This window comes from Pseudomonas quercus, from assembly GCF_012033695.1.
GTDB lineage: Bacteria > Pseudomonadota > Gammaproteobacteria > Pseudomonadales > Pseudomonadaceae > Aquipseudomonas > Aquipseudomonas quercus.
This window is the reverse complement of sequence record NZ_JAAVJI010000007.1, coordinates 30,046-43,377: the sequence shown is the minus strand read 5'-3', so window position 1 is coordinate 43,377 and position 13,332 is coordinate 30,046. Positions and strand designations below refer to the sequence as shown.

At 61.1% G+C, this 13,332-nt stretch carries 13 protein-coding genes; 7 read left to right on the top strand and 6 right to left on the bottom strand.

From position 1 onward, the window contains the following. Positions 1-3 precede the first annotated feature (3 nt). The 3 genes from lptF to HBH25_RS13150 form a co-directional block, all read right to left on the bottom strand. A complete protein-coding gene (lptF, locus tag HBH25_RS13160) occupies positions 4-786 on the bottom strand; it encodes a lipotoxin F family OmpA-related lipoprotein LptF (RefSeq protein WP_168084370.1) in 783 nt (260 codons plus the stop codon). A gap of 39 nt (positions 787-825) precedes the next feature. After that, a complete protein-coding gene (locus HBH25_RS13155; RefSeq protein ID WP_168084369.1) occupies positions 826-1,242 on the bottom strand; it encodes a DUF4398 domain-containing protein in 417 nt (138 codons plus the stop codon). 166 nt (positions 1,243-1,408) lie between these two features. After that, positions 1,409-1,777, bottom strand: a complete 369-nt coding sequence (locus HBH25_RS13150) for a pilin assembly protein (protein ID WP_168084520.1) — start codon at positions 1,775-1,777, stop codon at positions 1,409-1,411. A gap of 168 nt (positions 1,778-1,945) precedes the next feature. On the opposite strand from HBH25_RS13150, the gene ppc reads away from it, so the two are divergent. The 6 genes from ppc (at position 1,946) to HBH25_RS13120 (ending at position 8,293) form a co-directional block, all read left to right on the top strand. Beyond that, positions 1,946-4,591 (top strand): phosphoenolpyruvate carboxylase, encoded by a 2,646-nt coding sequence (ppc, locus tag HBH25_RS13145; protein ID WP_168084368.1) that lies wholly within the window; start codon positions 1,946-1,948, stop codon positions 4,589-4,591. A 270-nt stretch (positions 4,592-4,861) separates the two neighbouring features. Continuing rightward, positions 4,862-5,509, top strand: coding sequence for an adenylate kinase (adk, locus tag HBH25_RS13140; protein WP_168084367.1), 648 nt, complete (start codon positions 4,862-4,864; stop codon positions 5,507-5,509). A gap of 94 nt (positions 5,510-5,603) precedes the next feature. Then, a complete protein-coding gene (gene tsaB, locus HBH25_RS13135; RefSeq protein WP_168084366.1) occupies positions 5,604-6,287 on the top strand; it encodes a tRNA (adenosine(37)-N6)-threonylcarbamoyltransferase complex dimerization subunit type 1 TsaB in 684 nt (227 codons plus the stop codon). A 149-nt stretch (positions 6,288-6,436) separates the two neighbouring features. After that, on the top strand, positions 6,437-6,739 hold the full coding sequence (locus HBH25_RS13130; RefSeq protein ID WP_168084365.1) for a hypothetical protein: 303 nt from the start codon (positions 6,437-6,439) through the stop codon (positions 6,737-6,739). Beyond that, positions 6,736-7,596, top strand: a complete 861-nt coding sequence (locus tag HBH25_RS13125; RefSeq protein WP_168084519.1) for a DUF72 domain-containing protein — start codon at positions 6,736-6,738, stop codon at positions 7,594-7,596. The genes HBH25_RS13130 and HBH25_RS13125 overlap by 4 nt, the downstream gene beginning before the upstream one ends. A 13-nt stretch (positions 7,597-7,609) precedes the next feature. After that, positions 7,610-8,293 carry an extensin-like domain-containing protein gene (locus HBH25_RS13120; protein WP_168084364.1) on the top strand — a complete coding sequence of 228 codons (684 nt, stop codon included), beginning with the start codon at positions 7,610-7,612 and terminating at the stop codon, positions 8,291-8,293. A 591-nt stretch (positions 8,294-8,884) separates the two neighbouring features. On the opposite strand, the gene HBH25_RS13115 is transcribed toward HBH25_RS13120, so the two are convergent. After that, entirely contained in the window at positions 8,885-9,988 is a 1,104-nt protein-coding gene (locus tag HBH25_RS13115) for an enoyl-CoA hydratase/isomerase family protein (RefSeq protein ID WP_168084363.1), read from the bottom strand. 109 nt (positions 9,989-10,097) lie between these two features. Here HBH25_RS13115 and ung point away from each other — a divergent pair, with 109 nt between their 5' ends. Then, positions 10,098-10,793: a uracil-DNA glycosylase gene (gene ung, locus HBH25_RS13110; RefSeq protein WP_168084362.1), complete on the top strand. Its 696-nt coding sequence runs from the start codon at positions 10,098-10,100 to the stop codon at positions 10,791-10,793. Here the strand turns inward: ung and HBH25_RS13105 are convergent. Next, complete coding sequence (locus HBH25_RS13105) at positions 10,788-11,828, bottom strand: AbrB family transcriptional regulator (RefSeq protein WP_168084361.1); 1,041 nt, start codon at positions 11,826-11,828, stop codon at positions 10,788-10,790. The genes ung and HBH25_RS13105 overlap by 6 nt on opposite strands. After that, positions 11,821-13,332, bottom strand: coding sequence for a tripartite tricarboxylate transporter permease (locus HBH25_RS13100; RefSeq protein ID WP_168084360.1), 1,512 nt, complete (start codon positions 13,330-13,332; stop codon positions 11,821-11,823). The genes HBH25_RS13105 and HBH25_RS13100 overlap by 8 nt, the downstream gene beginning before the upstream one ends.

Genomic DNA, 13,332 nt, shown 5'->3' with positions numbered 1-13,332 from the left:
CGCTTACTTCATTGAAGAGCGTGGGGCTACTGGCTGGTTGTCGTTGGAAATGGTCACTTCCACGCGACGGTTCATGGCACGGCCCGAGCTGCTGCTGTTGTCAGCAACTGGGTACTGCTTGCCGTAGCCCTGGGCCACAATGCGCTTGGCATCGACGCCCTGGCGAACCAGTGCAGCCAGTACCGAGGTCGCACGGGCCTGGGACAGGCTCTGGTTGTACGAGTCAGAACCGGTGGCATCTGTGTAGCCTTCGATGATCACCTGACGGTCCGGGTTGTCCTTCAGGAACTGAGCCAGCTGGATGATGTTGGTCATGCCGCTAGGCTTGAGTTCAGCCTTGTTCAGGTCGAACAGTACATCGCCGAAGGTGACCAAGGTGCCGCGCTCGGTCTGCTTGGCATTCAGGCTGTTCTGCAGCTTCTTGATCTGGGCATCGCGAGCGTCAAGCTGGGCCTTGGCACGCAAGGCAGCGGCGTTCTTGATGTCATCTTCGGAAGTGCGCAGAGCGATGGTCTGCTTGGCAAACTCGACGCGCTGGTTGGTCAGGTAGGCCAGTTGGTCAACCTTCTTCTTGTCTTCGTCATTGCGGTAGGCCTTGTCAGCCTTGTCCAGCCACTCGGAAGCGTCTTTGGTTTCCAGCGCCGCCAAAGTGGCCGACTTAGGGTTGGTCTGCAGCGACGAGAAGTTGGTGCGCGCGCTTTCCAGGTTGGCATTTGGGTCGTGCGAGCAGGCGCTCAGGCTAACGGCCACGGCCAACAGGGCAGGGATCATCAATTGTTTACGCATGGGGTTATTCCTTATCTGTGCGAAGTACGGTCGTGGCAATTAAGGCTGGATGTTGCGCATGCCTTCCTGGCGCAGGTCTTCCACGCCTTGATGCGCATCATCTACAGCTTTTTGTGCCTTCGCAGCCTGGGCCTTGCGTTCCGCTACACGAGCATCCCATTCGGCTTGCTCGGCCAGCATCCGGGCCTTGTCATAGTTTTCGTCGTGCATGGCGATTTCAGCCGCCTTGAACTTGTCCTGGGCCGACTTGGTTTCCACGGCTGCAAATTCAGTACCGCCAGCGCTGACGGCGCTGTTCACGGCTGACTGGGCCAGGGCGTATTGCTCGGTCGGTGGGTTACCCGCGCAACCGGCCAGGATGAAGCTGCTGCCCAACGCCAGTACGGCGAGCTTGAGCCCACGAACAGCGTTGGACGAAGGGGTGGCAGTACAAGTCTTCATGATCTTCGACTCCATAGGAGGGCTTTTTTCAGAACGGTATTTCCATGGCAGCGGCAGGGGCAAGGTGGCCGCGAGCGTTGTACTGCGATGGCTAATGTTTGGGACTCAAGTGTTTTTCGAATAGTTCAGAAATCTGGCCTGTTGCATGGTTTTTTACAGTCTGAAGGCTCTGTCATGAGCCTTATGGCGCATCAACCGGCTGAGGGGGCATGGGCGCTTGGGGTGAGCTCTGGGTCATTTTCTCAAGGTTACGCCGCGACAGCGCCAGGAAACGCGGGGTAGGGCCGATGTCTTCATACATCGGATCGCCTTCCTCGTCGGTAGCGATAACCTTGGTGCCTCGCACATAGGGAAAGCTGGTTTCCAGTTCTTCCAAGGCAGCCCCGATCAATTCACCTAGCAGTTCCTCGGGGTGGTGTTTGGGGTACATCTCCTGCAAGGCTTCAAGGCGTGCGGCTGACTCAACGTCCAAGTGGATGCTGTAGGGGGTTTCGGTCAGGCGGCCTTTGGCGTTCTGTTCCCAGTGGCGGGCTAGCTCACGGATTTTCATGGGCACCTCGTGGGTCGGATAACACAACGCCCAAGGCACAACCGCGGTGTGTGTGCCCTTGGACGACGGGTGAGTTACCTGGGTATTGAGCTGTTTTTCGACGCCGCGTTCAGTCATCCGGTGCGCTATCCTGCTGCGTCTACCGGCCCTTTGACGGAGAATGGAAACATGAGTGAGATCGACGCGCGCTTGCGCGAACGGGTCCATGTACTAGGCGAATTGCTTGGCACTACCATTCGCGAGCAATACGGCGATGCCTTTCTAGACAAGATCGAGCGCATTCGCCATGGCGCCAAGGCTGACCGGCGCAGCGCGCAGGCCGGCCCGGCTCAACTGAGTGATCGGCTCAATGAACTTAGTGAAGACGACCTGCTGCCAGTGGCCAGGGCCTTCACCCAGTTCTTGAACCTGGCCAACATTGCCGAGCAGTACCAGCTCATCCGCCGACGCACCGAAGACAGCGGCCAGGCCGGTGAAGTACTGGACGCCCAGCGCCTGCCCGAGTTGCTGGCACGGCTTGGTGCCGCCGGCCACAGTGCGGATCACCTCGCACAGCACGTGGGCCGCCTGGACATCGAACTGGTGCTGACCGCCCACCCCACTGAGGTGGCGCGTCGCACGTTGATCCAGAAGTACGATGCGATTGCTGCCCAGTTGGCGGCGCTGGATCATCGGGATCTCACTACCGCGGAGCAGCAGAGCCTTCACGATCGTCTGCAACGGCTGATTGCCGAGGCTTGGCACACTGACGAGATCCGGCGAACACGCCCTACGCCTGTGGACGAGGCCAAATGGGGGTTTGCTGTCATTGAGCATTCCCTTTGGCACGCGGTGCCCAGCCATTTGCGCAAGGTAGACGCCGCCCTGTTCGAGGCCACGGGCCTGCACCTGCCGCTGGAGGCGGCGCCTATCCGGTTTGCGTCCTGGATGGGCGGGGACCGGGACGGCAACCCCAACGTTACCGCTGCCGTTACCCGCGAGGTGCTGCTACTGGCACGCTGGATGGCAGCAGACCTTTTCTTGCGGGACGTGGACCACCTGGCAGGCGAGCTGTCCATGCAGCAGGCCAGCGACGCACTGCGCGCGCGCAGTGAAAACAGCCCTGAGCCTTACCGCAGTGTGCTCAAGCAACTGCGTGAACGGCTAAAGGCCACACGCCACTGGGCCCAAGCTGCCCTTAAGGGCCCTGAACCTGTCGATGCAGACGTGCTGCAGGACAACCGCGAGCTGTTGGAGCCCTTGCTACTGTGTTTCGATTCGCTGCATGCGTGCGGCATGGGGGTCATCGCTGACGGCCCTCTGCTCGATTGCATCCGGCGGGCTGTGACCTTCGGGCTGTTCCTGGTGCGCCTGGACGTTCGCCAGGACGCCGCACGGCATTGTGCAGCCATGAGCGATATCACTGAATACCTGGGGTTGGGCCGTTACGCCGATTGGGACGAAGACGACCGTGTCGCGTTTCTCCTGGCGGAGTTGGACAACCGCCGGCCTTTGCTGCCGCCTTCGTTCAAGGCCTCGGCAGACACCGCCGAAGTGTTGGCGACCTGCCGAGAAGTGGCGGCCGCGCCTGCAGCATCATTGGGCAGTTACGTGATTTCCATGGCAGGCGCCGCCTCGGACGTGCTGGCCGTGCAACTGCTGCTCAAAGAAGCCGGGTTGCAGCGGCCTATGCGTGTAGTGCCGTTGTTTGAAACATTGGCCGACCTGGAGAACGCCGGCCCGGTCATTGAACGCCTGCTGGCATTGCCAGGTTATCGCGCACGGCTACAAGGCCCCCAGGAAGTAATGATCGGTTATTCTGACTCGGCTAAGGATGCCGGCACTACCGCTGCGGCGTGGGCACAGTACCGGGCTCAGGAAACCTTGGTCGACATTTGCCACGAGCATGGCGTGGAACTGCTGCTGTTTCATGGCAGGGGCGGCACGGTGGGGCGCGGGGGCGGCCCAGCCCACGCGGCTATCTTGTCCCAGCCCCCAGGTTCGGTGGCCGGTCGCTTCCGTACCACCGAACAGGGGGAGATGATCCGGTTCAAATTCGGCTTGCCAGACATCGCCGAGCAAAACCTTCATCTGTACCTGGCCGCTGTACTGGAGGCCACGCTGTTACCACCACCGCCACCGGAAGCGTCGTGGCGTACGCTGATGGACGAATTGGCCCATGACGGTGTGCAGGCCTACCGCAAGGTGGTGCGTGAGCACCCGCAATTTGTCGAATACTTTCGCCAGTCCACTCCCGAGCAGGAGCTAGGGCGCCTTCCCCTGGGAAGCCGCCCCGCTAAACGGCGGCAAGGCGGCATTGAAAGCCTTCGCGCTATCCCCTGGATTTTCGGCTGGACCCAGACCCGCCTCATGCTGCCGGCATGGCTGGGCTGGGAAGCGGCCCTGGGCAATGCACTGCAGCGTGGGGAGGGCGAACGGCTGGCCGAAATGCGCGAGCACTGGCCGTTCTTCCGTACACGTATCGACATGCTGGAAATGGTGCTGGCCAAGGCCGATGCCGAGATCGCACGGCAGTACGACGAGCACTTGGTCGAGGACGCCTTGAAGCCGTTGGGCCATGAGTTGCGCGACTTATTGTCGCAGTGCGTACGGCAAGTGCTAACCCTGACAGGGCAGAGCAAGCTGCTTGCCAGCAGCCCGGAAACCCTGGAGTTCTTCGCCCTGCGTAATACCTACCTGGACCCACTGCACCGGCTGCAAATGGAGCTGCTGGCACGTTCGCGCGTTCAGCAGGGGGCCCCAGGCAGCGGCCTTGAGCAGGCCTTGCTAGTAACAGTGGCAGGTATCGCTGCCGGGTTACGCAACACGGGGTAACACGTGCGCTGTGCTCCTGGCCACAGGCGGGTCAGGGGCTGCTTTGCCTGTGCCTGAAAGGTTAGAGGGTTGCACCGGGTCGCACCTGTCGCCCTGCGGCGGGTGCCTGCGACCTTAGGTGGCTTGTCTGGGGGTAGGCGGCTGTGTATCTTGGGCAGCCTTTTGGCCGATTGTTCGGCCAGCCCGAATTTTTCGATGGCTCACCGGTAGTTATGTTTTCTCCAGGGTCATTGGTGTTGTTTAAATAAAAAAACATTGAGGAGCATATCGATGCGCGTGATTCTGCTGGGAGCTCCCGGAGCCGGGAAAGGTACGCAGGCCAAGTTCATCACCGAGAAGTTCGGTATTCCGCAGATCTCCACTGGCGACATGCTCCGCGCAGCAGTCAAGGCCGGCACCGAACTGGGCCTCAAGGCCAAGGAAGTGATGGCCAGCGGCGGGTTGGTGTCTGACGACCTGATCATCGCGCTGGTCAAGGAGCGTATCGCCCAGCCCGATTGCACCAACGGGTTCCTGTTCGACGGCTTCCCGCGCACCATTCCTCAGGCCGAGGCTTTGGTCAATGCAGGTGTAGTGTTGGACTACGTGGTTGAAATCAACGTGGCAGACGAAGAAATCGTCAACCGCATCGCTGGCCGCCGCGTGCATGAAAATTCAGGCCGGGTGTACCACACGGTATTCAACCCGCCGAAAGTGGAAGGCAAGGATGATGTAACAGGCGAAGCCCTGGTCCACCGTGCCGATGACACAGAGGAAACCGTACGCAAGCGCCTGAAGGTCTACCATGACCAGACCGAGCCGCTGGTCAGCTTCTACGTGAACCTGTCTGCTGAGCAGGGCAAGCCCAAGTACGCCCGTATCGAAGGCGTGGGCACCGTTGAAGACATTACCCGCAAGGTGGTTACAGCGCTGAGCTGATCGCTGTTGGTAAACGAAAGCCCGTTCGCGGGCTTTCGTCGTTTATACTGCCCGCCTTTCCAAGCCCCCCATTTCTACCTGACCGGATACCGCAATGCCCACGCTGCTGGCCCTCGATACCGCCACTGAAGCCTGTTCCGTCGCCCTGTTGCATGACGGCAAGGTATTAAGCCACTACGAGGTGATCCCACGGTTGCACGCCCAGAAGCTGCTGCCCATGATCCAGCAGATCATGGCAGACGCGGGGGTAGGCCTGAGTGCTGTGGATGCCATCGCTTTTGGTCGGGGCCCCGGCGCGTTTACTGGGGTGCGAATTGCGATTGGTGTGGTGCAAGGCTTGGCCTTTGCGCTGGACCGCCCCGTGCTAGGGGTGTCCAACCTGGCGGCGTTAGCCCAAGGCGCCTGGCGCCGGGAAGGCGCTACCCAGGTGGCGGCCGCTATCGATGCACGAATGGATGAAGTGTATTGGGGCTGCTATGCGTTGTCTGACGGTGAAATGCAGCTGGTGGGCGCTGAGGCCGTGCTACCCCCTCATGCCGTCCAGGTGCCTGCCGATAACCTTGAGGGCTGGTATGGCGCAGGGACCGGCTGGGGCTACGCGGATCGCCTGGCGGTGAAAGCTCAGCGTTTCGATGCCTCGGCATTGCCCCATGCTGAAGACGTGCTTGCCTTGGCGGGTTTCGCATGGGCGCGTAACGAAGCCATTGAGGCGGCGCAGGCCCAGCCGGTCTATCTGCGCGACAATGTCGCTACCCCTAAAGCAAGCAAGCCTTCTTAGCCGCTACGTGCCACAGGTCGTGGGCTGATCGCTTCTTGTTCGAAGACAGGCTATAAACCTTTTACAGTTTATGTGGTCAAGTTATCACCAGGCAGTGCAGCCTCACGCTACAGTGCCTGCCTATAGACAGCAGTTAACCGAGCCCCCTTATGCGCATAGACGGAGTGGGATCGCGCGCCTACCCGATCAAGCGCAAGCCACGTAGCGGCCTGGCAAGGGTAGACGAAGCGGTCGACGATCAGGAAGGTGAAACCGAGGTGATCGAAGCTCGCCAGCGACCTGCTGCGGGTGGAAGTCGCGGCTCGCTGGTGCCTGTGTTCTCTGCCCGTCAGCACGAAGAAATGTTCCGTGGCGTCAATGCACGGGTAGCATCTGCCTTGGCCAGCTACATGACTACCGCCACCTTTGTGGACTGGGAAGGGGAAGTGCTTGGCCTGGACGTGCACATCTGACTTCCGCTCACCTACCTTATTACTTGGGTTGTCCTTCGTGGAGCGACCCTGCCTGGCGTGGTCGCCTGTACCCCGCTGAATCTACCGCTGCCGATGCCCTGCGGCTGTATGCCACTACCTTCAACGCGGTAGAGGGCAATACCACATTCTATGCCCGGCCCGCTGAAAGCACTGTAGAGCGGTGGGCGCGGGAAATGCCTGAGCATTTTCGGTTCACGGCCAAGTTTCCCCGCGACATCAGCCACGAGGGTGACCTGGCCACCCAGGTAGAGGCGGCCGAGGCCTTTTTGAGGTTGCTGGCTCCGCTCGGCCCAAGGGTGTCTACTGTCTGGCTGCAGCTGTCGGCCAGCTTCAGCCCGGCGCGCCTGGGTGAACTGGCCGTATTTATCGAAGCCTTGGGGCGGCCCGTGTCTGTAGAGGTACGCCACCCCGCGTTTTTTGCCCGTGGTGAAGAAGAACGCGCCCTCAACCGGCTACTGCTGTCCACGGGTACCGAGCGGATCTGCCTGGACCCGCGCGCGTTGTTCAGCGTAACGTCCACAGACCCTCGCATTGTGCACGCGCAGGAAAAGAAGCCCCATGTACCTCCACGCCCGGCTGCCTTTACCCACCACCCACAGGTGCGGATCATTGGGCTGCCCAATGTGGAAGATAACGAGCCGTTTCTGGACCCTTGGGTGGAGAAGGTCGCGACATGGATCGAGGCCGGCAAATGCCCCTACGTGTTTCTACACACGGCAGATAACCTGGACGCACCGGCCTTTGCGCAACGCTTCCATGCCCGGCTGATGGCGCGTTTGCCGGGTATGCCTGCGCTGACCGAACCTGAGCCGTCGGCGCAGATGGGCCTGCTCTGACACAGGCGTTGCTGTGCGCACGCTAGGCGTCTGGATAGGCCTTGGGCTAACGCTGTGGCTGGCCTGGTGGACCGTTCCACTTCTTTCCCAATGGAACCCGTGGGCACCTTTAGACATTGCGCAACCGCCCAACTGGCTGACCCCCTATAAACTCCTGCGCCTGCGTAGCGACCCTGACTTGTGCAAAGCCGCCCTTGCCACGACAAACCTCGTGGCCCGTGCCCGGGCAGACGCTGCGCCAAGTAGCCGTTGTCCGTTGGTGAATGTGGTGAGGATAAGCGGAGGGCCTGTACGCCTGAGTAGCAGTTTCCTTGCGACCTGCCCTGTGGCCGTTGCGTTCGCATTGTTTGAACGCTACGGGCTACAACCGGCAGCTCAAACAGCGTTCAATTCACCCGTAGTGGAGGTCGAGCACCTAGGTAGCTATGCCTGCCGCAATATCTACCACCGCGCCCAGGGGCGCCTCAGCCAGCACGCCACTGCCAATGCCTTGGACATTTCTGCGTTCCGCTTGGCCAATGGCCGGCGCATCAGCGTGCTTAAGGGGTGGAACGGTGCCGATGCGGATGCAGCCTTCTTGCGAACAGCGCGCACGTCGGCCTGTCGGTACTTCAGCACCGTACTGGGACCGGACTACAACGCTGCGCACCGCAATCACTTCCACCTGGACATGGGCGGATGGTCGGTGTGCCGATAGGCGCAGATGTATTACCAGGTGTTTCCTAAAACGCACTGGATCGTTAAAACAGAGTCTGAGGTTGTGCAGCTATCCCACTGCGGTCCCGGAGGCCGCCCCATGTATCGCACCCTATCGATCATTGCCGTCTTTAGCGCACTCCTGTCCGGCTGTGCGCCCTATGCGACTGACAGTTACGTACGTACAGAGGTGTACAGCGCGCCTGGCCCTGTATACGTAGAGCGCTCCTACGGGTATCCCTATGGGTATGCGGGGGGTTATTACATTTCTCCCGCTCCGCGGTACTACGTGGCGCCGCCTCGGTATTACCCATTACCCCCTCCACCGGCCTGGCGCCCTGGCCCACCGCCTCGGCCTGGCCCCGGCTGGCAGGGCGGCCCTCCACCCCAATGGCGTCACGACCGTGGGCCTGGTTGGCAAGGCCCGGGTTGGCAAGGCCGTGGCCCGGGCGGGCCGGGTTGGGGGCCACGTGGTGGTTATGGCGGAAGAGGGGGCTGGGACCGCCGATGACGCTGGCCGACGGCTAACCCGGTAGACGGTTATCCCGACAACAGGCGCGAGGCGCACTGGCCCGTTCGAACAGTGCAGGCGTTACAGGTCCCTTAGAGGATGCTCGCCCTCCCAAGCCGGGCTGAAGTGCGCCTGTACAACCGCTTCGGAGATCGCCGCCACGTCCGGCCAGTGCCAGTGGGGCGTATTGTCCTTGTCCACCAACCGGGCGCGCACGCCTTCGCTGAATTCTGGGTGGCGGCAGCAATTAAGGCTGATGCCGAACTCCATGCGTAACACTTCAGCCAGTGATAAGCGGCGGGCGCGCTTGAGTTGATGCCAGGCCAAGTGCGCGGTGAGGGGGCAGCCGTTGACCAGGTTGCGCGCGGCCAGTGCGAGGTCTGGGTCGGCATGATCGTGCCAGCGGGCGATCGCTTTCCATGCTTGCACAGGGGTGGCCACATCAAGCAGGTCATCAATGGCGGCACGGCGCGCTAGCCACTTCGGGGCAGGGCGGTCGGCCAGTGCCTCGTGTTCCAAGGCGCGCAGCAGGCTGGTCAGCTGCACCTGAGCGTCTTCCTGCCAATTCAGTTGTACCAGCCCATCGATCAGGGCGTCCTGCTGGTCGTCGCGCAGCAGGCGGTCAGCCAGCCCCAGGTCCAACGCATCGGTGCCATTGACCTGCGCTCCGGTCATGGCCAGGAATAACCCCAGCTTGCCGGGCAGGCGGTTATAGAACCATCCCGCGCCCACGTCTGGGTACAACCCGATGCTCACCTCTGGCATGGCCAGGCGGCTGGTCGGTGTGACGATACGGACGGCGGCGCTTTGCAACAGGCCCATACCGCCCCCCAGCACATAGCCATGGCCCCAGCAGATGACCGGGCACTTGAACGTATGCAGGCGATAGTCCAAACGGTATTCAGCTTCGAAAAAACGTGCCGCCAAGGGAGGGATTTCGCCAGGGTGCGAGCGGCAGGCCTCAACCAGTGTGCGAACATCGCCTCCGGCACAGAACGCCTTCGCCCCGTTGCCCTTGAGCAACACACAAGCGATACGCGGGTTTTGGGCCCAAGCCTCCAACTTCTCCAGCAGCACCTCGATCATGGGCAACGAAAGCGCATTGAGGGACTTGGGGGCGTCTAGCGTAGCGATAGCGATACACGCGCCGCTAGCCCCGATCAATTCTTCGAAACTCAGGTTCATCGAACACCTCTGTGTAACGCTTGTTGGAATTGTGGACCGCTTGGGTCAGTTCGATTGACAACAGAGAAGGTCTTTCCTAGTGTCCCCGGATTGTTCCATGGACTGCCACATGACGACTACTGCCCCGGAAGACGACCGCATCAAGCTCGAACCGAGCTGGAAGCAGGCCCTCAGAGACGAATTCGACCAACCTTACATGCGCCAGTTGCGCGAATTTCTACGCCATGAACTGGCGGCTGGCAAAGAGATCTACCCACCCGGCCCGCTGATCTTCAACGCGCTGAACCTCACACCGCTGGACAAGGTAAAAGTGGTCATTCTAGGGCAGGATCCCTACCACGGCCCCGGTCAGGCCCATGGCCTGTGCTTCTCTGTTCAGCCAGGCATCGCCACGCCGCCGTCGTTGGTGAATATCTACAAAGAGCTCAAGCGTGACCTGAACATTGATATCCCTCGCCATGGGTGCCTGCAGCCATGGGCGGAGCAGGGGGTACTGCTGCTCAATACCACCCTGACCGTGGAGCGGAGCAATGCGGCCTCCCATGCAAAAAAGGGCTGGGAGCCGTTTACCGATCGGATCATTCAAACCGTGAATGAAAAATGCGAGCATGTGGTGTTCCTGCTGTGGGGCGCACACGCCCAGAGCAAGGCCAAGCTGATCGATAACACCAAGCACCTGATCCTGACCTCCGTGCACCCTTCGCCGTTATCGGCGCACCGGGGTTTTATCGGCAACGGGCACTTTGGCAAGGCCAACCAGTTCCTCAAAGACCACGACATGACGCCCATCGACTGGGCGCTATAACGGTTTTTGAAGCCCCTGTGCCCAGCGCCGGAACAGGGGTTCGGCCAGAAACAGCACGAAGAGCAGGCGCATGACCTGCAAAGCGGTCACCAAGGGAACGGACAGTTGCAAGGTTTCGGCGGTTAGGCTCATTTCAGCGATGCCGCCGGGCATCATGCCCAAGGTGAGCGAGCGTAGGTCCAACTGGGTGGCGGTGCTCAGCACCCAGGCTGCTAGCCCGGCAATAAGCATGGTCAGCAGGGTCCCTAGCAAGGTACGCCCGAGAAAGGAGGGCGCACGGCGGAAAAATGCCCGGTTGAAATGACAGCCCAGGCCGCTGCCGATTAACCATTGGCCCACTTGGCTGCTGCCTAAGGGGAGTGAACCTTGCAGGTCAAAACCGATGCTCAAGCTGGCCGTGACCAGCAGTGGCCCGAACAGCCAGGGGTTGGGTTGGTTCAGCTTCTGCCAGATCAGCGCGGCACCCAGGCCTGATAGGCCTGCCAGTGCCAGCCACCCCCAAGGCAGGGCGCCACCGTGTTGAACAACGCCGCCCTCGCCCAACAGGTATTTGAATACTGCCGGTACCAACAGCACCACTAACAGCACGCGCAGGCTTTGCCCAGCAGCCACACGGCTCAGGTTGGCGCCATTACGAGCGCCCAGGTTTACCATCTCCCCCGAGCCACCAGGCATGCTGGAGAAAAACGCTGTGGGGCGGTCTTCACCGGTGCGCAGCAACAGCCACACGCTCACCAGGCTGGACAGGCTGGTCACCAGCGCGCCCCCCAGAATAAGCACCCAGTGGTTGGCCACCTGCTCGATCACTTGGGGCGTGAAATGCAGGCCAATGCCGATGCCAATGATCCATTGCCCGCACCGGCGGCCGTTGGGTATTTCCCTCAGTTGCCAGGGCGTGGCGCAGCGCACCAGGATCACGGCCATCAGTGCGCCGGTCATGAAGGGCAGTGGCCAACCGACCAGGCTGGCCAGGCATCCCCCGGCAAGCCCGGTGATACCGGTCAGCCACCAAGCCGGCGCTTCACGCTCAGGCATTGGCAGCCCGGCGTGCACGCTGACGGTTACGCCAGATGCGCACTAAGGGGAAGGCCAGCATGACAACGGTCAGTACCCAGGTACCGATGGTGATCGGGCTGCCCGCGAGGATATGCAGGTCCCCGTTGGATATCGACAGCGCCCGGCGCAGGTTCTGTTCCATCAGGCCGCCCAGGATAAAGCCCAGTAGCAGCGGCGAGAGGGGGAAGTCCAGCTTGCGCAGGATATAACCGAAGATACCAATGCCCACCATCAGGAACAGGTCGAAGGTGGTAGCGTGTACGGCGTACACCCCGATGCCGGTGATGATGGCGATGATCGGTACCAGCGCCCAGTTGGGTACAGACAGGATACGAGTGAACACGCGGATCATCGGAATGTTGAGGATCACCAGCATCACGTTGGCGATAAACAGCGAAGCGATCAGGCCCCACACGATGTCCGGCTGCTGTTCGAACAGCAAGGGGCCTGGGGTGATGTTGTACAGGCTCAGCGCGCCGATCATCACAGCCGTGGTGCCCGACCCTGGTACGCCCAAGGTGAGCATGGGCACGAGTGCCCCACAGGCGGCAGCCCCGATAGCCGTTTCGGGCGCGGCGAGGCCTCGCAGGTCGCCTGTGCCGAACTTCCCGGTAGTACCCGCTATGCGTTTTTCTGCCATGTAGGCCACGGCACTGGCCAAGGTGGCACCGGCGCCTGGTAATACCCCCATCACAAAGCCCATAAAGCCACAGCGGACATTGACCAGCCACACACTGGTGGCTTCTTTGAGGTTGAACATCATACGGCCGGTGGCCTGCGCTGCTACGTGGCCATGGTGCGTCTTTTCCAGTAGCAGGAGTATCTCGGATACCGAGAACAACCCTAGCACCAGCACCACGAACTGAATGCCGTCTGCCAGGTGAACGCTGTCACCGGTAAACCGGTACACGCCGCTGTTGGCATCGATACCAATGGTGGATAGGAATAGCCCGATCAACGCGGCAATAAATGTCTTCAAGGGTCGATTGCCGGCCATGCCAGCCAGGCATACGATGGCGAAAACCATCAGCGCAAAGTATTCGGCGGGGCCGAAGGCCACTGCCCATTGGGCCAGCAGCGGGGCAAACAGCACCATCCCGCAAGTGGCAATGAAAGCACCGATGAACGAACTCCAGGCCGACAGGGACAGGGCCACACCGGCCAGGCCCTGACGGGCCAGAGGATAGCCGTCTAGCGTGGTCATTACTGTTGAGGCTTCACCTGGGATGTTGAGCAGGATCGAACTGATGCGCCCGCCGTATTCGCACCCCAGATAAACTGCCGCGCACAGGATCAGCGCGGATTCAGGCGGCAGCCCCAGCGCAAACGCGATAGGGATAAGCAAAGCCACGCCGTTGATTGGGCCAAGCCCTGGTAGCAGGCCAACCACTGTGCCGATCAACGTACCGGCCAACGCGGTAATCAGGTTGTAAGGGGTAAGGGCAACGCCGAAGCCCTGACCCAGGTAACCGAGCGTATCCAT